A 22,506-nucleotide genomic window follows, 5' to 3' on the forward strand; every position below is an offset into this window, starting at 1 on the left:
GCGGCAATCAGTGGTCTCGTGGAGCTTTCCCGCACAGCCTGGTTCGGCTTGGCCGGGTTCCCACAATCCCGCAGGCTGGTCCCGTGCGGATTTCCCCGGGACCCAGACTGGGTTCATGGAAACCGGCACCCTCATCCAAGCGCTCACGGACCCCCGTGACGATCCGGAACACCCCGTGTTACCGGACGATGAACTGCGCCTGCTGATCGCCGCCGGAAAATTCCTTGGGGACCTCTGCACTGCACTGGCCGCACACACCACCAACTCGCCCACCCGTGCCGCCCTGTTCGCCTACACGGTGGAAAACGTCCACAAGATCCTGGATTACGCGCAACTGCAGGCGGCGAAGACGGCCCAGGGGAACCTGGTCCACGAGATGCCTGCCGATACCCTCACCGAGTTGCGTGCGATCAGTGATGCACCCGGGCCCTACCTCCAGGGAGAAACCGCCCTGCCTGCAGATCCCCGGACAGTGCCCAGCGGACTGCTGGCGTTCAGGGACACCACCGAATTCCTGCAACGCACCCTGGCCATCACACACTTCGATGCCAAAGCGCGCATCCACGCCGCGTTCGCCTTGCTGCCCGGGACCGACGTCTTCGGGAACCCTCAACCACCGCGATACCCGATCTTGGCCGAACAACTGCGCTCCGGTGCGGCCCGGGTGAAACCCACTGCCGCCGCGGCCCGCAAGCTCGACAAGCTGCGCCCCGGCATCCAGAGGCAATCGGCCCCCGGCAACCTGGGCTTCCGCATCGAGGACCAGGTAGCCCGGTCGGTGAAGGAAGACACTTCCCGGAACACCAAGCGGCTCCTTGAGGCCCTGGGAGAGGAACTCGACGGTGCCGCCACGACCCCCACGGCGGAGGAAATCCGTGCCAAAACTGGCGTATTCATCACGAAGCGCACCAGGAACTTCACCTACATGAACTTGTGCATGTTGAATCTGGACGCCGAGGTGTTCCTCTCCCACTTCGCCCAAACCGACAACCCCCGGACCTTGGCCGGGAACCGTGAGGCCATGGCCGCGGCGGCAACCCGACCCGGCCCGGCCGCCGCCACTGAAACCAACGAGGCCAACGGCACGACAGAAGCGCAGGATGGCCCGGACTGGTTCACCAAACCAGCCGACGCGGCCACCTTCGGAACGCCGACCCCCGCCGAAGGATACGACTTCGGCGATGATTCCATGGGCATGTTCAACACCACGGCCCCCCGGCACCGACGGCCTCACGCCCCCGCAACGCCACCTGCAAACCCTGTTGAATCTCATGAGCACCCCAAAGACCGGAGCCGCGAAGGGCGCCGCCGGTCTGCCCACCGCCCAACTGGTGGTCTACGTACATCCTGAAACACTGCTCGGCCTGGCCCAAGGAACAAGCTGGAGCGCCCACGGGCTGGAAATTCCCATCGGGGAGATCCGACGCCGGCTCAGCACCGACGGAGTCATCCCCATCGTGCTGGGCGGACGAAGCGAAATCCTCGACGTCGGACGCAACATGAGATTCGCCCCGGACTACATGAAACGCGCAGTTCTCGCCCGAGACGGCGGCTGCATCTACCCCGGCTGCACCGTCCCGCCCGAACACTGCGAATTCTGTCATATAGATGCCTGGGCCGCCGGCGGGACAACGAGCGTCGAAGGCCTGACCCCTGGCTGCACCAAGCACCACCACATGTTCGATGCCGGCGAAGCCAAGCTCGTCATCCACGACGGGCTGCCCCACGTGATCCTGCCCAAGTATCTCGATCCCGAACAAAAACCCGTCCGGAACACCTACTGGCGCGGACCCCGGACACCATTGTTCTAGAGCATCGATGCGAAGGGCGCCGCGGCCTCAAATGTGTGCATGTGAGGCCGCGGCGCCCTTGTCATGGCCGGTGGTTCACTACTGCAGCGCACGACCCTTGGTTTCGGGGGCAAAGAACGCCATCATGATGACGGCCACCAGCACCAGGGCACCGGCCGCCAAGAAGAGGTTGGCCAGCCCGACGATCGGCCAGAGTGAAGCGAAGAGCAACGGCCCAAATCCGGCACCCAACCGGCTGAATGAAGATGCCCAGCCAAACCCGGAACCGCGCAGCTCCGTGGGGTAAAGCTCGGACACATAGGCATAGAGCACCGGGATGGCGATCTGCACCACCACTCCGAAGACCAGCAACCAGGCCAGGGCCATGCTCGGCGCGTTCAACGACATGGCAACCAGGACCAGAATGATTGCGGAGAGCGGCCCGGTAATGCCCAGCAGCCATTTGCGTCCCACGCGTTCGACCAGCAGAGCCGCAATCACCACGCCGACCAGGCCCATCAATGCCATCACGGCGGTCATGAAGAACGCGGTGGATTGCGCCATGCCGGTATCTGCGAGGATCGAGGGCATCCAGGTGAGGGCGAGATAGTAAACCAGCAGAATGGTCAGGAACAGCGCCCAAGCCGTCATGGTGATCCGGGGGCTGAACTTCCAGATTTTCACCAGTTGTTCCAGCCACGATCCGGCCGAAAGCCGGGGCGCTTCCTCGGGGTCCGGCAGGGTGTATTGCTGCTCCGGGGCTCCGGTGCGTTTCACCAAGTCGTCGATCACCTTCGCGGCCTCGTCGCGCTGCCCCTGGCGCACCAGGTACAGCGGGGACTCGGGCACGCCGCGGCGGATCCAGAAGACCAGCAGCGCGGGCAGCACCATGACGGCCAGGATGAGGCGCCAGTTGCCGGTGGTTGCCTGCACCCATCCGGAGATGAAGAAGGACAGTGCGGCGCCCACCGGCCACCAGCCGTCCATGGCGGTGAGCACCCGGCCGCGCTGCTTGGCCGGGGTGAACTCGCCGACCAGCGCGTAGTCCACGGGGATGCAGCCGCCCAGGCCCACGCCGGCGAGGAACCTGCAGGCGACGAACCAGGCGAAGTTCGGGGCAAGCGCCCCGGCGACGGTGAAGAGCGAGAAGATCAGCAGCGTCCAGGTGAAGGCCTTTTTGCGCCCGATCTTGTCCGCAATGGTTCCCCACATGAATGCGCCGAGCGCCATGCCGATCAGGTTTGCCGTGCCCAGCCATGCGGCGGTGGGCCGGTCAAGGCCCCATTCGGCGGAGACCAAGGGGATCAGGGCCCCGTTGAGCGTGACGTCCCAGGCGTCGAACATGAAGCCGAGCCCGCCAATGATGAAGATCTTCCCCTGTACGCCCCACCTCCACGGCAGGTTTTGGACGACTGATTCGCCGCTGGGTAGCTTCCGGAAATTGTTCATGCGGGGCCTTTAGACAGGTGTGGTCGGGTGCTTCGGTGGGACATCGCGCATCTTGAATCCAGCGACGCAAAAATGTGCGGCCGGTTTTGATCGAGCCGCACTGCACACAAGGCTACGCTGACGGGGCAGAAAGCACAGAATAGCTATTGACTTTTTGTAGGAAACTGGGCCCTGTTTTCGCGAAATTGAGCGCTTTCTCCGTGGAAGGGCCCGTGGGCCTACAGACTGTTCCCGAGTTGGCCCCTCCGGGGTAGAGTCTGGATATGGGAGTAGATTGGACCGCTCTCGAAGAGGCGATACGGGTGTCGGCTCTTCGCCAGGCGGAAGAAATTATTGACCGTCACCCGAACGAGGTTTTCTATGCCGTGGCCCTTGATGGGGTCAGTGCGGATGAAACAGACCATCTGGATCTACCGGTGCTTGCCCTCAATTCCCTCCAGGCCTTGGCCCGGAAACAGAAGGAAGAAGAGGACGAAGAGGTCGTCGTGGAGGACGACTTTGACGACGACGAGGACGAAGGGTTCGAGGAACGCCCGGACGCCGAAGCCGACGGTTCAGGCCGCGAGTACGGCGGCGGCGACGAAGATGAGGACGAAGACGACGAAGATGAGGACGACGAAGAGGATGAAGAAGACCTCGACGATGTCCTGAAGGAACTCGAATCCATGAATTCCGTGGACGAGCAAGGGTTCTACTCCTCCAAGTGGAATCCGCCGGATTGGTTCTGGTGCTCGATCGAGCTCTTCGATGAATCGGCCACCGAGCTGTGGAGCCAGGCACTCACCAGCGTCGCCAAGCACCACGGCTGGGATGAGACCAACCGCTTGTACTACGAGATGCTCATCCGCGTCACCGATTCATTGCGGCAGGCACTTGCCGTGGGGCGCAACGCGGACATGGTCGTCTATCTTTCCGATGAGGAGCATGCCGACAGGATCCTGCGCCGTTGCCTCACGCAGGACCAGCTGGCCAAGCATTTCCCGGAGCTGGCGCACTAGCTTTGCTGACCGGTGCCTTGCGGCAGAGTCACCACCGCCAAGACCTTGGAATCGTAGTCGCGCAATTGCACTGTCGCGATGTTTCCCAATTGCGTGGGGACGGCTCCGGTGAGCTTGGTCTTGCCCGTCGTAGTGGCCTGCCACGACCCCGCCCGGTCTGCAATGCCTCCATGGTCGACCACCCACAGCGACAGGACGCCGCTGGTGGGAAGTTCGGCGCCGCTGAATTCCAGCTCGGTTCCCCATGCCTTGGCATTCATTCCCAGTTCCACACGCGGGCCGAGCGCGGAAGCGACCGCAAAACTGGCGTCGGGTCCCGGGCCGGGATGAATCACCGGGGCAAGGAACACGCCGGTGGCCACCGAGGCCGCCACCGCGGCAAGCCCGAAAGCGCCGATCTTCAAGCGTTTGTTGCGGCGCTTGGTGGCCAGACGCGCCAGCAAGTCGATGCACGCCTCCTGAGGTTCCGACGTCGGCGTGGAGGGAGCCTCCGATCCCCGGGCCATATCGGCTTGGGGCGGTTCCGTCCCCAAGAGCGCGCTGGCATCGGAGAGCTGCAGGGTACCGAGCAGTGCCGAAAGCCTGGAAGCCCCTTGCATTTCCTCTTGGCAGGAGGCACATCCGCGAAGGTGCAATTCAAAATCCCCGCGTTCGCTGGGAGTCAAGCCACCGAGGATGTAGGCGCCAAGCAGGATGTGTTCGTCCACCGGTTCATTGGATGCGTTCAACGCTCCACTCCCATCTCTTCAAGAATGCTTCGTAGGGCACGCACTGCATAGTATGCACGTGATTTCACCGTTCCCTCGGGGATGCCCAAATGAGCGGCGGCCTGGGTGACTGTCGATCCGGCGTAGTGCAATTGCAGGACCACCTGCCGGTGTTCATCTGACAAATGCAAAAGGGCCTCCTCCATCAGGACGCGGTCCAAAAGGTCATCGATGCGCCCGGAACCGCTGGGCGGAAGCGGCGTCGCATCGGTCAGCGACGTGGTGGAAATGCGGACGGCGGCCCGCCGGTTCCGGTCGATGAGCACATTGCGTGCCGTGGCAAACAAGTAACTGCGGAGCGACCCGGTGATGCGCGGCGCGGCCTGCCAGACCTTGAGCACTGTTTCCTGCAAGATATCCTCGGCGGTGTCCCGGTCATTGGACACCCGCATCACATAGCGCCGCAGTGCCGGGCCATGCTCACGGTATATCTCAGATACCACTTGTGCATCGAACGGCACATCGGCTCCATCATTTTGATTCGAGGACATTCTTCACCCACTTAGACGCATGTTAATGACGAATGGTTCAACCCACTTATCGAGTATGTGCGAAAAAATTGTGATTTCCTCTGAACCGAATGGTCCACCGGTGCGTCTTACTGTTCAGGAAGCCCGCCCCCAAGCGCTCCCGTGGCACCCGCCGTGGGAAGAAACGGGCTTTCGTGACCCCTGTATAGGAAGTGCCACCATGAAACTGCACCACAGCAAGACCTTTGCCGGATCCGCCGCGCTGTTGATCGGAGCGGCCGTACTTTTGTCGGGATGTTCCTCCAGTACCCCGACCACTACCAGCCCTTCGGCCACCACCGCGCCGTCCAGCATGGCACCGTCCAGCATGGCACCTTCCTCGCCCGTCGCCGGAACCCCGGATTTGAAGACGGCGGAGTCCGCAAAGGGAACCATTGTCGTGGACGGCAAGGGTATGAGCCTGTACTTCTTCACAAAGGACACCAAGGACACCAAGGTCAGCGCCTGCACCGGCGAATGCCTGGCCGCGTGGCCCATCGCCGTGGCAAGCAGCGAAACCCCTGTGATCGAGGGAGTCACCGGCAAGGTCGGCACCATCACCAGCCCCGATGGAAAGCTGCAGCTCACCCTTAACGGCATGCCGCTGTACTACTTCGCGCAGGACACCAAGCCCGGTGACATCCTGGGACAGGACGTCAAGGAAGTTTGGTACCTGGCTGCTCCTGACGGATCGATGATCGAGTAGAGCGTGTGAGGTAGATCAAGTGAGAGGTCTGGCGCACACCCCCACCCGCTAGAATGGGGGGACACCCCTCAAACCGCACCCTGGGAGACTTCTGTGAGCCAGACCGTCCTTGATCGCGTCCCGATTCGTCGCGCCCTGATTTCTGTTTACGACAAGACCGGGCTGGAGGAACTGGCTGCGGGCCTGCACGCTGCCGGCGTAAAGCTGGTGTCCACTGGCTCCACCGCCAAGCGCATTGCAGCAGCCGGAATCCCTGTGTCCGAGGTCGAAGAAGTCACCGGCTCCCCGGAAATGCTTGACGGCCGCGTCAAGACCCTGCACCCGCGCGTGCATGGCGGCATCCTTGCAGACCGCCGCGTCCCGGCGCACATGCAGACCCTGGCCGACATGGAGATCGAGACCTTCGACCTGGTCGTTGTGAACCTCTACCCGTTCGTGGAGACCGTCCGCTCCGGCGCCGAAGGCGACGCCGTTGTGGAACAGATCGACATCGGTGGGCCGGCCATGGTGCGCTCGGCGGCCAAGAACCACGCAGCGGTTTCCATCGTGGTCGACCCGGCAGCCTACGGTGCGGTTGTCAAGGCAGCGGCCGAGGGCGGCTTCGACCTGAAGACCCGCCAGCGCCTGGCCGCCAAGGCCTTCGCACACACCGCCGCCTACGACACGGCCGTCGCCTCCTGGACCGCGGCACAGTTCCTCGACGAAGACGGCGACGGCTTCATCGACTGGCCCGCATACACCGGCCTGGCCCTGGAGCGTTCCGAGGTCCTGCGCTACGGCGAAAACCCGCACCAGCAGGCAGCCCTGTACGTTGACAAGGCCGCCCCGGCCGGCATCGCGCAGGCCGACCAGCTGCACGGCAAGGCCATGAGCTACAACAACTACGTCGACGCCGACGCCGCACTGCGCGCGGCCTTCGACTTCGAGCAGCCTGCCGTTGCCGTCATCAAGCACGCCAACCCGTGCGGCGTGGCAGTGGCCTCGGCAGACGCCGTCGACCCGATCGCCGACGCGCACGCCAAGGCCCACGCCACCGATCCGCTCTCCGCCTTCGGCGGCGTCATCGCGGCAAACCGCCCGGTGACGGCGGCCATGGCCAACACGGTCAAGGACATCTTCACCGAGGTTGTCATCGCACCGGCCTTCGACGCCGAAGCGGTTGAGATCCTCTCCAAGAAGAAGAACATCCGCCTGCTGGCCCTGCCGGAGGGCTATGGCCGCTACCCGGCGGAAATCCGCCAGGTTTCCGGCGGCGTGCTGGTACAGCTCAGCGACAAGGTCGATGCCGAGGGTGACAACCCGGCGAACTGGACCCTTGCCGCCGGCGAGGCCGCCGACGAGGCGACCCTTGCCGACTTGGTCTTCGCCTGGACCGCCGTGCGTGCCGCGAAGTCCAATGCCATCCTGCTGGCCAACAACGGTGCTGCAGTTGGCATCGGCATGGGCCAGGTCAACCGCGTGGACTCCTGTAAGCTCGCCGTCGAGCGTGCCAACACCCTTGGCGTGAAGATCGAATCCAAGGTCGACGCCGCAGGCGGTGCCGCCGGAACCGGCGATGCAGTCTCCGCGCAGCGCTCCCACGGTGCCGTTGCGGCATCGGATGCGTTCTTCCCGTTCGCCGACGGCCTGCAGATTCTCATCGACGCCGGCGTGCGCGCCGTCGTGCAGCCGGGTGGCTCGGTTCGCGATGAAGAGGTCATTGCCGCGGCCAACGCAGCCGGCATCACCATGTACTTCACCGGGGCGCGTCACTTCTTCCACTAGGGGAGTGCTCGACCGGAAACCGGCGCGGGGCGCCTGCCGCGGATCATCTGATCCGTGGCAGGCGCCCCGCCTCGTTTGCTGCGAAAAACCAGTACCCAAGCCGGATTTCAGTTACTTGGAAGTAACTGAAGTTCGGCGGTGCGGCGAAATGTATGCTTGCTCACATTGGGCGCATATTCGGTGTCGTTCAACCATTTCATCTGGTCCTAAAAGGTGGTTTTGGGGTCGAATTCGGGTAGGTTGGGGATGTTGAGATCAGTTCGGACCACCCGTATCCGTAAGACCGTTCAGGGAGACGCCTCACCTATGGCCAAGATTATCTATACCCACACCGACGAAGCTCCGATGTTGGCAACCCACTCATTCCTGCCGATTGTCGAAGCGTACGCTTCGACCGCGGGTGTAGAGATTGAGACGCGCGACATCTCGTTGGCAGGCCGCATTATTTCCACCTTCGGTGACTATCTCACCGCGGAGCAGCAGATTCCCGACGCTCTGGCCGAGCTCGGTGCCCTGGCCAAGAGCCCGGATGCAAACATCATCAAGCTGCCGAACATTTCGGCCTCCATCCCGCAGCTCAAGGCAGCCATTGCCGAACTGCAGGCCGCCGGCTATGCACTGCCGGATTACCCGGACAACCCGTCTTCGGACGAGGAAACCGACATCCGCGCCCGCTACGACAAGATCAAGGGTTCCGCAGTGAACCCGGTGCTGCGCGAAGGCAACTCCGATCGCCGCGCACCGTTGAGCGTGAAGAACTACGCCCGCAAGAACCCGCACTCCATGGGTGCCTGGACCGCGGACTCGAAGACCAACGTCGTCACCATGAGCGAAGACGACTTCCGTTCCAACGAGAAGTCCGTTGTCATCAACAAGGACCAGAACATCTCCATCCGCTTTGTCGGCGAAGACGGCGAAGTCAAGGTCCTGAAGAAGGGCTTCCCGGTCCTCAAAGACGAAATCATCGACGGCACCGTCATGCACGCCGCCTCGCTGGGCAAGTTCCTGAAGGACGCCGTTGCCCGCGCCAAGGCCGATGACGTGCTCTTCTCGGCACACCTGAAGGCCACCATGATGAAGGTCTCCGACCCGATCATCTTCGGCCACGTCGTCAAGGCGTACTTCTCCGAGCTCTTCGAGGTCTACGGCGAGCAGCTTGCAGCAGCAGGGCTGAATCCGAACAACGGCCTGGCAGCAATCCTCGGCGGGCTCGACGAGCTGGCCGACGATGTCCGCACCGGCGTCGAGGCACTGATCGCCAAGGGCTTCGAAGAAGGCCCGGCCCTGGCCATGGTCGACTCGGACAAGGGCATCACCAACCTGCACGTCCCGTCGGACGTCATCGTCGATGCGTCGATGCCGGCAATGATCCGCTCCTCGGGCCACATGTGGGGCGCCGACGGCAAGGAAGCCGACACCCTGGCCGTCCTGCCGGATTCCTCCTACTCGGGCATCTACCAGGTCGTCATCGATGACTGCCGTGCCAACGGCGCTTACGATCCGACCACCATGGGCACCGTCCCGAACGTGGGCCTGATGGCCCAGGCGGCCGAGGAATACGGATCCCACGACAAGACCTTCGAGATCAAGGCCGCCGGCCACGTCCAGATCCTGGACGCCAGCGATGCCGTGCTGATCGAACACCAGGTCTTCCCGGGCGACATCTGGCGCGCCTGCCAGACCAAGGACGTGCCGGTGCGCGACTGGGTCAAGCTGGCCGTCAACCGTGCCCGGGCCTCGCAGACCCCGGCCGTCTTCTGGCTGGATGCGACCCGCGCGCACGACTCCGTGCTGATCGGCAAGGTCAACGAGTACCTCAAGGACCACGACACCGAGGGCCTGGTCATCGAGATCCTGTCGCCGGTCGAGGCCACCCAGTACACCATCGATCGCATCCGCCGCGGCGAGGACACCATCTCGGTGTCCGGCAACGTGCTGCGCGACTACCTCACCGACCTGTTCCCGATCCTCGAATTGGGCACCAGCGCCAAGATGCTTTCCATCGTGCCGCTGATCGCCGGTGGCGGACTGTTCGAAACCGGCGCCGGTGGCTCGGCCCCGAAGCACGTCCAGCAGCTGGTGGCCGAAAACCACCTGCGCTGGGATTCCCTCGGCGAGTTCTTGGCCCTGGCCGTTTCCTTCGAGCACCTGGCCAACACCTCGGACAACGCGCGTGCGCAGATCCTGGCGGACACCCTGGACGCCGCAACCGGCACCTTCCTGCTGGAGAACAAGTCTCCCAAGCGCAAGGCCGGCGAGCTGGACAACCGCGGCAGCCACTTCTACCTGGCCAAGTACTGGGCAGAGGAACTGGCCGCACAGACCAAGGACGCCGAGCTGGCAGCGGCCTTCAATGCCGTTTCCGAGGCGCTGGGCGGCAACGAGGAAGCCATCGTGGCCGAGCTCGCAGCCGTGCAGGGTGCCCCCGTCGACATGGGCGGCTACTACCGCCCGGTCGAGGAAAAGGTCGCAGCCATCATGCGCCCGAGCGTCACGCTGAACACCGCGCTGGAACTGCTCAAGAAGTAGCCTTCCGGTCGCACCGCACCACGGCGGGTCGCCTTCCCCTGAGGGGGACTGGCGGCCCGCCGTTGGCGTATGCGCAGCGGCGTCCGCAGCATGGCGGGGCCTGAGCCGGGACGGGGGGCTAGAGCCCCCGTCCGACCTCCCACAGCCCCTCGGAGGTCCCGGTCAGCAAGGCGTTCACCGAGACGGCCTGCGCGTCGGTGAACGAGGCGATGTAGTCGACGATCGCCCGGGCCCGCCCGAGCCTTTCGATCTCGCCGTTACCGGCTTGCGCAAACTGCCCGGGCGACTGGGCCCGGAGCAGGCGGTACTCGCCGGTTGCGGCCTCGACCGAATCCAGCAGCCTGCGCGGCGCCCGGGCCGCGTCGTCGCGATCCTCGAGCCACGCGTGCAGGCCCTCGGCCAGGGAAGCGATGATGCGGGTTTGCCCGCGCTGGTACACGGCCAGGTCGGAACGCTCCAGCACAAAGCGCGAGTGCACGAACTTGAGCACGACCACGTCGTGCCAGGCTTCGTCGGCCAGGCGGACGTGCCCGCTGCGGACCGTGGGGTCCTTCTCCACCGCAATGGAGGCCTGGAGCCGGTTGATCCACCGCCGCGTGAATCCCGTGACGGCGCGGTCCGCCTCGATCCCGCCGTTGTAGGGAACCGCAAGCAGCCCCTCGACCAGGTCGTGGCCGACGCGCCTCACCGAGGCGCGGAAGGCCTCGGCGTTGGCGATCCAAGGATCCTTTGCCGCGACGTGACGCCAGGTGCGCTCCAGTGCATGACCGGGCCTGCGTGTATCCAAGTCGGTGTCTTCGATTCGGGCCAGCTGCGTGCCCGAATCGAGCCATGCCCGCAGCTCGGCGGACACCGTGGTGTATTGCAGCACCCCGGCCCGGTAGAAGTCGTCCAGGTCGTGCACTGCGTAGGCGATGTCGTCGGCGATGTCCATCACCGAACACTCCAGGGTCTGTTGGTACTTCGAAATGCCGGGGAACACGGAGAGCACATCGTGCATCTCTTCGGCTTCGATGTCATAGGCCGAGAATTTGTGGGCCCCGATGCTGCCGACGGAGCCCACGCCGCGGGGCAGCATCTCCGGGGCGCCTGCGGGCCGCGACCGCCATTCGTTGCGGGTCCACGGGTACTTGAGCACCGCCGCGCGCACGGCCTTGGTGAGGTTCAGCCCCCGCGGCGTCGCGTCGCAGCTGTCCAGCGCGGTGAGGATGCGGAAGCTCTGGGCGTTGCCCTCGAAGCCGTCCGGCAGCCCGAGCGTCTGGCGGGCCACGCGATCGAGTTCCTGCTCGCCCAAGTGTCCGAAGGGAGGGTGCCCCATGTCGTGTGCCGCCGCGGCGGCCTGAACCACCACGGGGTCGCAACCGCCCAGCCCGGCCACGAGCTTCCGGGTGGGCTCGTCCGCGTTGATCAGCCCGATGGCGATGGAGCGGGCCACGGCGGAGACCTTGAGCGAGTGCGTCAGCCGGTTGTGCACCACGGTCCCGGCGCCCGCCTGCGGGATCACTTGGGTCACCGCGGAGAGCCGCGAGAAGTAGGGAGAGAACCTGATGCGCTCGATGTCGACGCGGAATTCGTCTTCGCCGGCCCGGGTCTCCTCGAGGATCGAGCGGTCGCGTCCGCCGGACTGGTGGGTTTTCTGCCTGGTATCCATGGTGGATCCAGCCTAGAGGATTGGTTCGCGGCGATCGGGCAGGGCGCGTTGTCCCTGTTTGCGTGCCGCAACGGGCCGCCGACCGGAGGGTTTCCGGTGCTGCAGGTCGGGAGCCCGCAAGCTGCCGGGCCTAGGCTTCACAATCACTTCATGAAACCGCCGGAAAGACTTGAAAACCAGCGAAAATCCCTGAACTGACGGTGATTTTGGATTTCCGGCCCGCGTAACAATCTGACCGGTGGCCAAGTGCAGGATGACAAAAATTCGTCATGTGAAGTGTTTTTGCCCCGCGTGACGCGGGTCCCGGCCGGCGCCTTGCACCGTCCTTGAAACGTGGAACATGATGAATGCATCAACCATCAAGAGCGGCTGAGAGATCTGGCTCGTTGACGCCGCAGCAACCATCATCCGATGGAAATCCCTTCTGGGAGTTCATGTCGGTGAGGGTGCTAAGGCCAGAAGCGATGGAGCCGCTTCAAAACCTGCTCACCATCGCCGCAGTTTTCCGTTCCGGATGACTGGGGCTTTTGTGGCGTACCTTGGGGCCTCCCTCGTTTAGACGAGGAGTCACACATGAGCATTACACCGTCCGCGGCCCCGCCGTCACTGTCCTATGAGCTGTACCCGCCGGTGAACCGCGACGCGACCGAGGGCGTTTTCAACAGCATCGAGGCGCTTCAGGCCACGAACCCCGACTACGTGTCGGTCACCTACTCGGGGACCCACGCACGCCGCCGGGCCTCGCTGGAACTGATCGAACACCTCATCCAGAACACCAGGCTGCGCCCGCTGGCACACCTGACCTGTGTGGGGGAGAGCCGCCAGTCCCTCGAGAACCTGATCCGCCACTTCATCTCGCTCGGGGTCCGCGGGGTCCTGGCGCTTCGCGGCGACCTGCCCACCGATCCGGACGGCTGGCGCGGGGAGTTCCCCTTCGCCCGCTACCTGATCGAACTGATCCGCGAGGTCGAAACCGAGCACTCGGCGGCGCTGGCCGGCGGGCGGCTGGGGGTCGGCGTGGCGGCCTACCCGATCCAGCACCCCGAATCCCCGTCGTTCGAGCACGACGTGGAGGTCTTGCTCGCCAAGGAACGCTCGGGGGCAAATTATGCGATCACCCAGGTGTACTTCCGGCCCGAGGAATACACCAACCTGGTTGACGCAGCACGCCGCGCAGGGGTTGGCATCCCGATTATTCCGGGGGTCATCCCGCTGAATTCGCTCAAACGGCTCAACAGGCTGGCCTCGATGACGGGGGTTGAACCGGACCCAATCCTTGCGCATGCGCTGGAAACGGCAAGCAGCGATGCCGAACGCCACTACATCGGGGTCAACGCCGCCGTCACGCTGGCCCGGCGCGCCTTCGACGACGGAGCCCCGGGCGTCCACCTCTACACCTTCAACGACCACCGCGGTTCCCTCGACGTCATCGAACGGCTCGAGCTGCCCCGCACCCGGGCCCAAGTCAGCAACTCCTGGGCCGCCCGCGCAGCCGTCTAGGCGCCCCGGACCTTCAACACTTTTCCAACACTTACAACACTTTCAACACCCAAGGAGAAACACCATGACGAAGCCAACCTTCCCGGCAGCATCCATCCTCGGCTACCCGCGCATCGGACCGAACCGCGAGCTCAAGAAGGCCCTCGAAGCGCACTGGGCCAACCGCACCGACGAGGCCACCCTGCACGCCGCGGCCCGCGAGCTGCAGCAGGCCAACCTGGCCAAGCTGACCACCCTGGGCCTGGGCGCCACCGACGCCTCGCTGCCCGGCGACTTCGCCTACTACGACCAGGTCCTGGACGCCACCGTGGCGCTTTCCTCCCTGCCCACCCGCTTCGCGGACCTTGCAGATGCCGACGGCACCATCAACACGGCCGCCTCGTTTGTGCTGGCCCGCGGCGACGAGTCCCGCGCCCCGCTGGAAATGACCAAGTGGTTCGACACCAACTACCACTACCTGGTCCCGGAGATCGGTGAGAACACCCCGATCGCGGCCAACGCCAAGCCGCTGGTTGAAAGCTTCAAGGCCCACGCGGCCAACGGAAACACCATCCGCCCCACGCTGGTCGGTCCCATCACCTACCTGCTGCTGGCCAAGGCCGAGGACGGCGCCGCAGCGGGCTTCGACCCGCTGACCCGCATCGACGAGGTCGTCGCCGCCTACGCACGGATCCTTACCGAGCTTGCCGCCGCCGGTGCCCCGTGGGTGCAGATCGATGAGCCGGCACTTGTCACCGACCGCGGCGCCGAGCTCGCAGTTCCCGGCGCGCTGGCAGAGTCCGTCTATACCAGGCTCGCCGCCGCCACCGAACGCCCGGCCCTCTTTGTCACCTTCGGCTACGGAACCGCCGGGGACGTGACCCGCCCGGGTGCCGCCCAGGGCCTGCTGGCCCGCGCCGGCGTCGAGGCCGTGCACGCGGACCTGGTCCGCGGACTGGCCCCGAAGGCCGAATTCCTCGACGACCTCGCCGGCTCCACCCTGGTGGCCGGCATCGTCGACTCCCGCAACATCTGGCGCAACAACCTCGCCGCCTCGCTAAACGTCCTGAAGTCCCTGCGCACCGAGGTCCAGACGTCCAACGGCATCCTCGCCGTGGGCACCGCCACCTCGCTGCAGCACGTCCCGCACGACGTCGCCCTGGAAAACAACCTGCCGGCGCACCTGCCGGCATGGCTGGCCTTCGCCAACCAGAAGGTCGCCGAGGTCATCACCCTGGCCAAGGGCCTGGCGCAGGGCGAATCCGCGATCGCCGCCGAGCTGTCCGCCGCCGAATCGGCGATCAACCACCGGGCGGCATTCGCCGGCACCACCGTTGCCGCGGTCCGCGAACGCCTGGCGGCACTCACCGACGCCGACTTCTCCCGCTCCGATGCCGCCACCCGCGAGGCGGCCCAGGAAGCCGCGCTGAACCTGCCGGTGCTGCCGACCACCACCATCGGCTCCTTCCCGCAGACCGGCGAGGTCCGCACCGCCCGCGCAGCGCACCGCAACGGCAGCATCGACGACGCCGCCTACGAGGGCTTCCTCAAGGCGGAGATCGCCCGCGTGGTGGAGCTGCAGGAACGCCTGGGCCTGGACGTGCTGGTGCACGGCGAGGCCGAGCGCAACGACATGGTCCAGTACTTCGCCGAGAACTTCGACGGTTTCTCCGAGACCGCCAACGGCTGGGTGCAGTCCTACGGATCGCGCGCCACCCGCCCGTCGATCCTCTGGGGGGATGTCTCCCGCCCGGTGGCCTTCACCGTGCCGTGGATCTCCTACGCCGCGTCGCTGACCAACAAGCCGTTCAAGGGCATGCTCACCGGCCCGGTCACCATCCTGGCTTGGAGCTTCATCCGCGACGACGAGCCGCTGTCCGTCTCCGCAAACCAGGTGGCCCTGGCGCTGCGCGACGAGATCGCGGACCTGCAGGACGCCGGCATCGGCATCATCCAGGTCGACGAGCCGGCACTGCGCGAACTGCTCCCGCTGCGCAAGGCCGACCAGGCCGCCTACCTGAAGTGGTCGGTCGACTCCTTCCGCCTGTCAACCGCCGGCGCCGTGGACGCCACCCAGATCCACACCCACCTGTGCTACTCGGAGTTCGGGGAGATCATCGACGCCATCGACGCGCTGGATGCCGACGTCACCTCGATCGAGGCCGCCCGCTCCCGCATGGAGGTCACCGCGGACCTGACCGAGTTCGGCTACAGCCGCGGCATCGGCCCGGGCGTCTACGACATCCACTCCCCGCGCGTGCCGTCCACCGAAGAGGTCGCCGAGCTCATCGAGATCGCCCTGGCCTCGCTGCCGGCCAAGCAGCTGTGGATCAACCCGGACTGCGGCCTGAAGACCCGCGGCTACGCGGAGACCGAGGCCTCGCTGGCCAACCTGGTGGAGGCGGCCATCGCTGCCCGCGCCACCATTGGCGCAAACACCGGCGCAAACGTCTAACCACGTTTTAGTCCCCGCAAGCCCGCCGCCGGGCCCGCACCCGAGTCCCTATCTCGACCGGGCCCCGCGGCGGCACAGGGGACGGACGGGCGGGGCCGCATCGACCCGCAACTCGATGCAGCCCCGCACGTCCTTCCCCGAACTTTTCCTTAGCACCAGGCCCCGAAAGGCACGATCATGGCCACCAGCACCTGGCAGAACGCCACCACCGAAATCCACTCCGGGTACAGCCCCGCGGGCCCGCACCGACCCATGACCGTGCCGATCTACAACTCCGCAGCGTTCGAGTTCCCCGACTACGCCACCGCGGCCGAGCTCTTCTCGCTGAAAAAGGCGGGCTTCACCTACTCGCGCACCGGCAACCCCACGGTCTCCGTGCTGGAGGCACGCGCCGCGGCTCTGGAGGGCGGCATCGGGGCGCTGGCCACCGCCACGGGCCAGGCTGCCGTCGCCGTTTCCCTGCTGGCCCTGCTGCAGGGGCCGAACCACCTGGTGGCCTCCAACAAGCTCTACGGCGGCACCGTCGACCTGCTCACCGACACCTTCGCCGACTTCGGCGTGACCGTCACGTTTGTCGACCCGGAGGACCCCGCCAACTGGGCTGCGGCCATCACGGCGAAGACCCGCGGCTTCCTGCTCGAATCGGTGTCCAACCCGCTGGTCACCCTGGTGGACCTGCGCGCCATCACGGACGTCGCCCGCGCGGCCGGCATCCCGGTGGTCGTCGACAACACCCTGGCCACCCCGGCCGCCTACCGCCCCATCGATTTCGGTGCCGACATCGTTGTCCATTCGGCCACCAAGGCGCTGGCCGGCCACGGCTCGGTGCTCGGGGGACTGATCGTCGATGCGGGCACCTTCGATTTTTCCGATCCGGCCCGCTGGCCGCAGATCGCGGCCCCCAAGGCCCGGTACTACGGGGATTCGCTGCTGGAACGCTACGGCCCCAACGCCTACTTGATGCTGGCCCGCTCCAAGTTCCTGCACGATCTGGGCCCCACGCTCACCGCGGCCTCGGCCTCGGCGATCCTCACGGGCATCGAGACGCTCTCGCTGCGTGTGGCCAAGGCGCAGGCCAACGTGCTGGACCTGGTGGCGGCCCTGGATGCGCACCCGGCCGTGGCCAGGGTCCACCACCCGTCGCTGCCCGGCCACCAGGACCACGAGCTGGCGCACCGGGACTTCCCGGCCGGCACCGGCTGCGTGTTCTCCTTCGACCTCCACGACGCCTCCGCCGTCCCGCAGGTCGTCGACTCGGTCGAACTCTTCGCCCTGGCCGCCAACATCGGCGACGCACGGTCGCTGATCGTGCACCCCGCCGCCATGACCCACTGCCGGCTTTCCGACGCGCAGCTTGCCGCCGCCGGGATCTCCGCCGGGACTCTGCGCGTTTCGGTTGGCCTGGAGGACTCGGCGGACCTGATCGCGGACCTGACCGGTGCGCTTGATGCGCTGACCCAAGAAACCACATCACCGACCCGCGAATCCGTCGGCGTCTAGGAAGGAACGACCATGAGCAACCCAGTAGGCACCAGCCATTCCTCCAACACGCACTCCTTCAACACCCTGGCCATCCACGCCGGCCAGGCGCCGGATCCGTTGACCGGCGCGGTCATCCCGCCGATCTACCAGACCAGCACCTTTGTGCAGGACGGCATCAACGTCCTGCGCAACGGCCACGAATACTCCCGCGGCTCCAACCCGACCCGCGGCGGCTTCGAGACCCAGCTCACCGCCCTGGAAGCGGGCCACGCGGGCTTCGCCTTCGCCTCGGGCATCGCCGCCGAGGACGCGCTGCTGCGTGCGGTGCTGGAGCCGGGGGACCACATCGTGCTCGGCGCCGACGGCTACGGCGGCACCAACCGGCTCATCAACCGGCTGCACGGCAAGTGGGGCATCACCAACACGCCCGTCGACATCACCGACCTCGCGGCCGTGGCCGGCGCGGTGCAACCCGGCGTCACCGCCCTGCTCTGGGTGGAAACCCCGTCCAACCCGCTGCTGGGCATCGCCGACCTTGCTGGCTGGGCGCGGATCGCCCGCGATGCCGGGGCGCTGCTGGTCGTGGACAACACCTTTGCCACACCGTTCCTGCAGCAGCCGATCACCCTCGGCGCGGACGTCGTGGTGCATTCGACCACCAAGTACATCGGCGGGCACTCCGACGTGCTCGGCGGCGCCGTGATCGTGGCGGAGCGGATCTTCCGCGGCCAGTCGCTGGCCGAGGCCGTGGGGTTCCAGCAGTTCGCCGGGGGAGCCGTGGCCGGCCCGCAGGACTGTTTCCTTGCCGCCCGCGGGCTCAAGACCCTGGGGCTGCGCATGGAGCGCCACTGCTCGAATGCCGCCCGCATCGCCGAATGGCTGACCACCCGCGAGGAGGTTTCCACGGTGCTGTACCCGGGGCTCGAATCCCACCCGGGGCACGAGCTGGCCAAGACCCAGTCCCGCGGTTTCGGCGGCATCGTCTCGCTGCAATTCGCCGGCGGCGAGGCCACCGCGCGCGCCTTCGCGGAATCGACGAAGCTGTTTGCGCTCTCGGTGTCCCTCGGCGGCGTCGAGTCGCTGGTTTGCTACTCCTCGGAAATGACCCACGCCTCGGTCATCGGCACCCCGCTGGCTGTGCCCAAGAACCTGGTGCGGCTCAGCGTCGGCGTCGAGCAGGTCGAGGACCTTATTGCCGACCTTGAACTCGGCCTGGCCGCCGCGCGCCGCGCCTCCCTGGTTGCGGCCACGGCCTGACAGGGATCCCCGGCCTGACGGCCGGGCCATCAAGTTTGCGTTGGCCGTGCATGGGGTCTGAGGGGGCCGAAAGCCGGCCAACGCATTCAACGTCAAAGTGCCGCCGGGCAGCAGCCCGGCGGCACTTTGCATTCCGGTGGCCCGGTGTGGACGATTGGGACATGGACTTCGAATTGCGCATCATTGCCGGCTGCCCGAACAGCGACCCGGCCAGCGAGCTGTATCTTCGCGCCCTGGAGGCCGAGGGGATGGCTGCAGGGGAGCTGCGCATCCGGGAAATCGCCAGCGAGGACGTTGCCCGGGAGCTGGCATTCCACGGTTCCCCGACGTTCGTCGCCTCCGGCAGGGACCTGTTCGCCTCCGGGGCCGAGCCGGCCCTCAGCTGCAGGGTCTACCCCACGCCGGAGGGGGTGGCGGGGCTGCCGCCACTTGAGGACTTGCGTGCGGCGCTGCGCAACGCCGGAGAAGCCGAACTGGTGGCCACGTAGCCCCGTCCGAAAATCAACGAAGGTGGCGCTTGCCGACGAACCGTCGTCGGCAAGCGCCACCTTCGTTTGTGCAGCAGGGGTTGTTTTGCCCCTAGCTGGTGCGCGCCATGTCGTTGGGGTAGCGGATCCCCAGCTGATGGCGGATGCCATCGAAGATGGCCATGGTGTTGACCGAGTGGTCCCACGGCATGGTGGGGGACTCGTTCAGCCCCTGCTGGATGCACCGCGTGGCTTCGCGGAACTGGTAGGTGTAGTTGTTGCCCACCGGTTCAAAGACCTCGGTCCGGCTGAGCCCCTTGGCCGGGCGGATGAACAACTTGGTGGGGTTGTGCAGCGGTGCGTTGGTGCTGAGCCAGCCGTTGCTGCAGGCCACCCGTGCCTCGCGCGGGGGAGTGGCGGTCAGGGTTGTCATCAGCTGCGCGTGGCGCACACCCGTGTAACCCAGCGTGATGGCGTTCTGGATGTCCACGCCGTCCTCGTTGAGGTCGGCACTTGCCTGCACCGACGTGGGGAACCCCATGGCGCCGATGGCCCAGGTGAGCGGGTAGATGGACATGTCCAGCAGTGCCCCGCCGCCGTCCGCAGGGTTGAAGAGGCGCCATTCCGGGTCGTACTCGGCCTTGAAGCCGAGGTCCGCCTGGACCCAGGAGACCTCGCCGAGCTCGCCGGTTTCGAGAATTTCCAGGGCGCGCGCGAACACCGGGGTGAAGCGCGACCAGACCGCTTCCATCAGGAAGAGGTCGCGTTCGCGGGCCTCGGCGACCAGTGCGCGGGCCTCGTGCGCGTTGATGGTCAGCGACTTTTCGCAGACCACGTGCTTGCCGGCCTTCAGTGCGGCCATGGCGATCTCGAAGTGCTGGCCGTGCGGGGTCGCGATGTAGACGGCCTCGATCTCCGGCTCGTCGAACATCGCCTGGTAGGACCCGAATGCCCAGTCGATGTCGTGTTCCTCGGCGAAGATGCGGGCGCGTTCCTCGCTGCGCGAGGACACGGCGATGACGTTGGCATCACCGAGGGACTGCAGGTCTGCAATCACGTGGGCGACGATCTTGCCGGTGGAAACCACACCCCAGTTGATGGTGCGGCCCGTGGCTTGCACCGGTGAGGGTGCTCCGGGGTGTGCAGTGGGTGGTGCCTGAATGTAACTGGCCATCGCTTTGAACTCCCCTGTGGGTGTCTACCGTGCCGCGTTGGCGTCACGGTGCTTGGCTGCCAGCACCAAATAGTGGGCAGCGTTTTCCTTGAGGCCCTCGACTTCTTCATCGGTCAGTTCGCGCCTGACCTTTGCCGGTACCCCTGCAACCAGTGAACGCGGGGGAACAATGGTTCCCTCGAGCACCAGGGCGCCCGCCGCCACCAAGGAGTTTCCCCCGATGACCGACCCGTTCATGATGGTTGCGCTCATGCCGATCAGGCAGTCGTTTCCCACGGTGGCCCCGTGGACGACGGCCGAATGGCCCACCGAAACGCGGTCCCCGATGGTGCAGGGAACACCCGTGTCGGCGTGCAGCACCACGTTGTCCTGCAGGTTGGTTCCAGTCCCGACCTTGATCGCGGCCGAATCGCCGCGTACCGAAACGCCGTAGAAGGCACTGGCCTGCGCCCCCAGGGTGACGTCGCCGGACAGGGTCGCGGTCGGTGCCACGAAGCAGGTCTGGTCGACGGAGGGGGTCTTGGAGTCAATGGTGATGATGTGAGCCATGGCACCACTCTAGCCTGTGCCCCGCGCCCGCTTCGGCAGCGCGACACGACGTGGCCCGACGTGTTTTCCGCCCTCCGCGCACGCCTGGCCGAAGGGCCCGGCACGCTCCCCGGGCGGTGGCCCGGCCGCACGTCTTCCGGGCGCCGGGTGGCCAGGGTCTTAGGCCACCGGATAGTGTTGGGGATCGACTCCGCGCCTTGGAGCGGGCAGGAATTGAGTCGGCGTTCTGACGCCGAAGAACGGGAGCAGCTGGGACGATGTGGCCGCAGCACAAGGTTGAGGTTTACGAGCAAATGGTCGCGGAACTGCGGTCCACGCTGGGGGAGCAGGCCCCGAACATTCCGCCCCGGGTCCTGGCCGAGTTGGAGGGCATCATCCAGGCGGCCGTGCACACCATCGAAAACGGCGCCGAGATCGTGGCGATCGGGCTTCCGGAGCTCGAACCCGAGTCTGGGCCCAATGTGGCCGCGGAAGCGGTGGGCGGCTCTGCAGTCGTCGAACCCGTTCCCGTGGTCGCCGAACCCGTCGCCGAGCCGGCGCCCGTGAAACCCGCCATCGATCCGTTCCGCCACGGCACCAAGGCCGAGGCGAACAGGCAGCAAAAGGCAAAGGAGCTGGCCCGCTGGCTCTGGGACCGGAACATCGGCGGCGAGCAGGTCCTGGGGTTCACCAACAAGTGGCGCAACAAGATTGCCCGGGCGGCCGGCGTCAACCCGCCGTCCACGCTGGAGACTTGGACGGTTGCGGCGGAACTCATGGGGCGCATGGAGCAGCTTGCCGATTCGGGAACCCAGCCCGGGGCCAGCGAGCGCCACCATCTGGACGAGCACGAGCAGTGGGCCACCGAACGCTAGCCGGAATATCGGGAGAATTGGCCTACTGCAGTCGCGTTTGCAGGGCTTGGCCCCGGGCTTTGCAGTGGTGGCGTTGCGCCCGGTGCCGGGGGTATGGCCGCACCTGGCAGTGCTCCGGTTAGCTGGTGGCATGATGGTCCCATGAGCGAAAACGAAGACCCCACGCTGCGTTCCGTCGAGCTGACCCGCACGGCAACGGCCCGTTACACGGTGCGCAATGACGCGGGTGCAGAAATTGAATTTGGCCACGGCGAAGGGTTGCTGAGCCCGGTGGAGCTGCTGTTGGCGGCGATCGCCGGCTGTTCGGCGATCGACGTCGACACGGTGACGGCACGCAGCGCCGAGCCCACGTCCTTCCGGGTAGCGGCAACCGGCCACAAGGTGGTTGAGGACGGTGCCAGCCGCGTGGACGGGCTGCACATGTCCTTCAACGTGGCCTTTCCCGACACGGTTGACGGGCGCAAGGCCGCCGGCATGGTGGAACGCCTGGTAGACCTCTCGCATGAGAAGTACTGCACGGTGTCACGGACAGTGGAGCGCGGCACACCCGTCTCGAACGAGGTCCACGTAGCGCTCGGCAACACCGAGGGCTGACGTGGCCGCCGGTCGAAATCCCGGCGCACCCT

19 protein-coding genes and 1 riboswitch are annotated in these 22,506 nt (G+C 66.0%); of the genes, 13 read left to right on the forward strand and 6 right to left on the reverse strand.

Annotated features, from left to right (window positions below):
- Nucleotides 1-115: 115 nt before the first annotated feature.
- Entirely contained in the window at nt 116-1,351 is a 1,236-nt protein-coding gene (locus tag JOF47_RS01545; RefSeq protein WP_209995513.1) for a hypothetical protein, read from the forward strand.
- On the forward strand, nt 1,272-1,811 hold the full coding sequence (locus tag JOF47_RS01550) for an HNH endonuclease signature motif containing protein (protein WP_209995514.1): 540 nt from the start codon (nt 1,272-1,274) through the stop codon (nt 1,809-1,811). The genes JOF47_RS01545 and JOF47_RS01550 overlap by 80 nt, the downstream gene beginning before the upstream one ends.
- Before the next feature lie 78 nt (nt 1,812-1,889).
- Here JOF47_RS01550 and JOF47_RS01555 read toward each other — a convergent pair whose 3' ends face one another.
- On the reverse strand, nt 1,890-3,239 hold the full coding sequence (locus JOF47_RS01555) for an MFS transporter (RefSeq protein WP_209995515.1): 1,350 nt from the start codon (nt 3,237-3,239) through the stop codon (nt 1,890-1,892).
- A 263-nt stretch (nt 3,240-3,502) separates the two neighbouring features.
- Here JOF47_RS01555 and JOF47_RS01560 point away from each other — a divergent pair, with 263 nt between their 5' ends.
- Nucleotides 3,503-4,237 (forward strand): DUF4303 domain-containing protein, encoded by a 735-nt coding sequence (locus JOF47_RS01560; RefSeq protein ID WP_209995516.1) that lies wholly within the window; start codon nt 3,503-3,505, stop codon nt 4,235-4,237.
- Here the strand turns inward: JOF47_RS01560 and JOF47_RS01565 are convergent.
- The gene (locus JOF47_RS01565) at nt 4,234-4,944 is read right to left on the reverse strand and encodes an anti-sigma factor family protein (RefSeq protein ID WP_209995517.1); all 711 of its coding nucleotides are present in this window, start codon (nt 4,942-4,944) and stop codon (nt 4,234-4,236) included. The two genes, JOF47_RS01560 and JOF47_RS01565, sit on opposite strands and share 4 nt — an antisense overlap.
- Nucleotides 4,945-4,961: 17 nt before the next feature.
- Complete coding sequence (locus JOF47_RS01570; protein WP_210001301.1) at nt 4,962-5,465, reverse strand: sigma-70 family RNA polymerase sigma factor; 504 nt, start codon at nt 5,463-5,465, stop codon at nt 4,962-4,964.
- 229 nt (nt 5,466-5,694) lie between these two features.
- Here JOF47_RS01570 and JOF47_RS01575 point away from each other — a divergent pair, with 229 nt between their 5' ends.
- The 3 genes from JOF47_RS01575 to JOF47_RS01585 all read left to right on the forward strand — a co-directional run bounded on the left by JOF47_RS01575 (nt 5,695) and on the right by JOF47_RS01585 (nt 10,512).
- Nucleotides 5,695-6,219: a COG4315 family predicted lipoprotein gene (locus JOF47_RS01575; protein ID WP_209995518.1), complete on the forward strand. Its 525-nt coding sequence runs from the start codon at nt 5,695-5,697 to the stop codon at nt 6,217-6,219.
- A gap of 93 nt (nt 6,220-6,312) precedes the next feature.
- Nucleotides 6,313-7,983 carry a bifunctional phosphoribosylaminoimidazolecarboxamide formyltransferase/IMP cyclohydrolase gene (gene purH / locus JOF47_RS01580; protein WP_209995519.1) on the forward strand — a complete coding sequence of 557 codons (1,671 nt, stop codon included), beginning with the start codon at nt 6,313-6,315 and terminating at the stop codon, nt 7,981-7,983.
- 306 nt (nt 7,984-8,289) lie between these two features.
- Nucleotides 8,290-10,512 (forward strand): NADP-dependent isocitrate dehydrogenase, encoded by a 2,223-nt coding sequence (locus JOF47_RS01585; RefSeq protein ID WP_209995521.1) that lies wholly within the window; start codon nt 8,290-8,292, stop codon nt 10,510-10,512.
- 118 nt (nt 10,513-10,630) lie between these two features.
- On the opposite strand, the gene JOF47_RS01590 is transcribed toward JOF47_RS01585, so the two are convergent.
- On the reverse strand, nt 10,631-12,163 hold the full coding sequence (locus tag JOF47_RS01590; RefSeq protein WP_209995522.1) for a deoxyguanosinetriphosphate triphosphohydrolase family protein: 1,533 nt from the start codon (nt 12,161-12,163) through the stop codon (nt 10,631-10,633).
- A gap of 353 nt (nt 12,164-12,516) precedes the next feature.
- Nucleotides 12,517-12,634, forward strand: a riboswitch (SAM riboswitch).
- 102 nt (nt 12,635-12,736) lie between these two features.
- Here JOF47_RS01590 and JOF47_RS01595 point away from each other — a divergent pair.
- The 5 genes from JOF47_RS01595 (at nt 12,737) to JOF47_RS01615 (ending at nt 19,324) form a co-directional block, all read left to right on the forward strand.
- Nucleotides 12,737-13,663 (forward strand): methylenetetrahydrofolate reductase, encoded by a 927-nt coding sequence (locus tag JOF47_RS01595; RefSeq protein ID WP_209995523.1) that lies wholly within the window; start codon nt 12,737-12,739, stop codon nt 13,661-13,663.
- A 64-nt stretch (nt 13,664-13,727) separates the two neighbouring features.
- A complete protein-coding gene (gene metE, locus JOF47_RS01600; protein ID WP_209995524.1) occupies nt 13,728-16,097 on the forward strand; it encodes a 5-methyltetrahydropteroyltriglutamate--homocysteine S-methyltransferase in 2,370 nt (789 codons plus the stop codon).
- A 177-nt stretch (nt 16,098-16,274) separates the two neighbouring features.
- A complete protein-coding gene (locus JOF47_RS01605; RefSeq protein WP_209995525.1) occupies nt 16,275-17,597 on the forward strand; it encodes an O-acetylhomoserine aminocarboxypropyltransferase/cysteine synthase family protein in 1,323 nt (440 codons plus the stop codon).
- Between the two features lie 12 nt (nt 17,598-17,609).
- Nucleotides 17,610-18,836, forward strand: a complete 1,227-nt coding sequence (locus JOF47_RS01610; RefSeq protein ID WP_209995526.1) for a cystathionine gamma-synthase — start codon at nt 17,610-17,612, stop codon at nt 18,834-18,836.
- A gap of 161 nt (nt 18,837-18,997) precedes the next feature.
- Nucleotides 18,998-19,324, forward strand: a complete 327-nt coding sequence (locus JOF47_RS01615) for a hypothetical protein (protein ID WP_209995527.1) — start codon at nt 18,998-19,000, stop codon at nt 19,322-19,324.
- Between the two features lie 91 nt (nt 19,325-19,415).
- Here the strand turns inward: JOF47_RS01615 and JOF47_RS01620 are convergent, their stop codons facing one another.
- Both JOF47_RS01620 and JOF47_RS01625 read right to left on the reverse strand, forming a co-directional pair.
- Nucleotides 19,416-20,477 carry a Gfo/Idh/MocA family protein gene (locus JOF47_RS01620; RefSeq protein WP_209995528.1) on the reverse strand — a complete coding sequence of 354 codons (1,062 nt, stop codon included), beginning with the start codon at nt 20,475-20,477 and terminating at the stop codon, nt 19,416-19,418.
- Between the two features lie 24 nt (nt 20,478-20,501).
- Nucleotides 20,502-21,026, reverse strand: a complete 525-nt coding sequence (locus tag JOF47_RS01625; RefSeq protein WP_209995529.1) for a gamma carbonic anhydrase family protein — start codon at nt 21,024-21,026, stop codon at nt 20,502-20,504.
- Between the two features lie 257 nt (nt 21,027-21,283).
- On the opposite strand from JOF47_RS01625, the gene JOF47_RS01630 reads away from it, so the two are divergent.
- Together JOF47_RS01630 and JOF47_RS01635 are read left to right on the forward strand one after the other, a co-directional pair.
- Nucleotides 21,284-21,880: a hypothetical protein gene (locus JOF47_RS01630; RefSeq protein WP_209995531.1), complete on the forward strand. Its 597-nt coding sequence runs from the start codon at nt 21,284-21,286 to the stop codon at nt 21,878-21,880.
- A gap of 141 nt (nt 21,881-22,021) precedes the next feature.
- The gene (locus tag JOF47_RS01635; protein ID WP_209995534.1) at nt 22,022-22,474 is read left to right on the forward strand and encodes an OsmC family protein; all 453 of its coding nucleotides are present in this window, start codon (nt 22,022-22,024) and stop codon (nt 22,472-22,474) included.
- Nucleotides 22,475-22,506 lie beyond the last annotated feature (32 nt).

Source organism: Paeniglutamicibacter kerguelensis (assembly GCF_017876535.1).
In the GTDB taxonomy this organism is placed as follows: Bacteria; Actinomycetota; Actinomycetes; order Actinomycetales; family Micrococcaceae; genus Paeniglutamicibacter; species Paeniglutamicibacter kerguelensis.

Excerpts from the sequence above, each read along its gene's own strand:
- JOF47_RS01545 (WP_209995513.1), top strand. The coding sequence starts at position 116 with ATGGAAACCGGCACCCTCATCCAAGCGCTCACGGACCCCCGTGACGAT.
- JOF47_RS01550 (WP_209995514.1), top strand. The coding sequence starts at position 1,272 with ATGAGCACCCCAAAGACCGGAGCCGCGAAGGGCGCCGCCGGTCTGCCC.
- JOF47_RS01555 (WP_209995515.1), bottom strand. The coding sequence starts at position 3,239 with ATGAACAATTTCCGGAAGCTACCCAGCGGCGAATCAGTCGTCCAAAAC.
- JOF47_RS01560 (WP_209995516.1), top strand. The coding sequence starts at position 3,503 with ATGGGAGTAGATTGGACCGCTCTCGAAGAGGCGATACGGGTGTCGGCT.
- JOF47_RS01575 (WP_209995518.1), top strand. The coding sequence starts at position 5,695 with ATGAAACTGCACCACAGCAAGACCTTTGCCGGATCCGCCGCGCTGTTG.
- JOF47_RS01585 (WP_209995521.1), top strand. The coding sequence starts at position 8,290 with ATGGCCAAGATTATCTATACCCACACCGACGAAGCTCCGATGTTGGCA.
- JOF47_RS01590 (WP_209995522.1), bottom strand. The coding sequence starts at position 12,163 with ATGGATACCAGGCAGAAAACCCACCAGTCCGGCGGACGCGACCGCTCG.
- JOF47_RS01595 (WP_209995523.1), top strand. The coding sequence starts at position 12,737 with ATGAGCATTACACCGTCCGCGGCCCCGCCGTCACTGTCCTATGAGCTG.
- metE (WP_209995524.1), top strand. The coding sequence starts at position 13,728 with ATGACGAAGCCAACCTTCCCGGCAGCATCCATCCTCGGCTACCCGCGC.
- JOF47_RS01605 (WP_209995525.1), top strand. The coding sequence starts at position 16,275 with ATGGCCACCAGCACCTGGCAGAACGCCACCACCGAAATCCACTCCGGG.
- JOF47_RS01610 (WP_209995526.1), top strand. The coding sequence starts at position 17,610 with ATGAGCAACCCAGTAGGCACCAGCCATTCCTCCAACACGCACTCCTTC.
- JOF47_RS01615 (WP_209995527.1), top strand. The coding sequence starts at position 18,998 with ATGGACTTCGAATTGCGCATCATTGCCGGCTGCCCGAACAGCGACCCG.
- JOF47_RS01620 (WP_209995528.1), bottom strand. The coding sequence starts at position 20,477 with ATGGCCAGTTACATTCAGGCACCACCCACTGCACACCCCGGAGCACCC.
- JOF47_RS01625 (WP_209995529.1), bottom strand. The coding sequence starts at position 21,026 with ATGGCTCACATCATCACCATTGACTCCAAGACCCCCTCCGTCGACCAG.
- JOF47_RS01630 (WP_209995531.1), top strand. The coding sequence starts at position 21,284 with ATGTGGCCGCAGCACAAGGTTGAGGTTTACGAGCAAATGGTCGCGGAA.
- JOF47_RS01635 (WP_209995534.1), top strand. The coding sequence starts at position 22,022 with ATGAGCGAAAACGAAGACCCCACGCTGCGTTCCGTCGAGCTGACCCGC.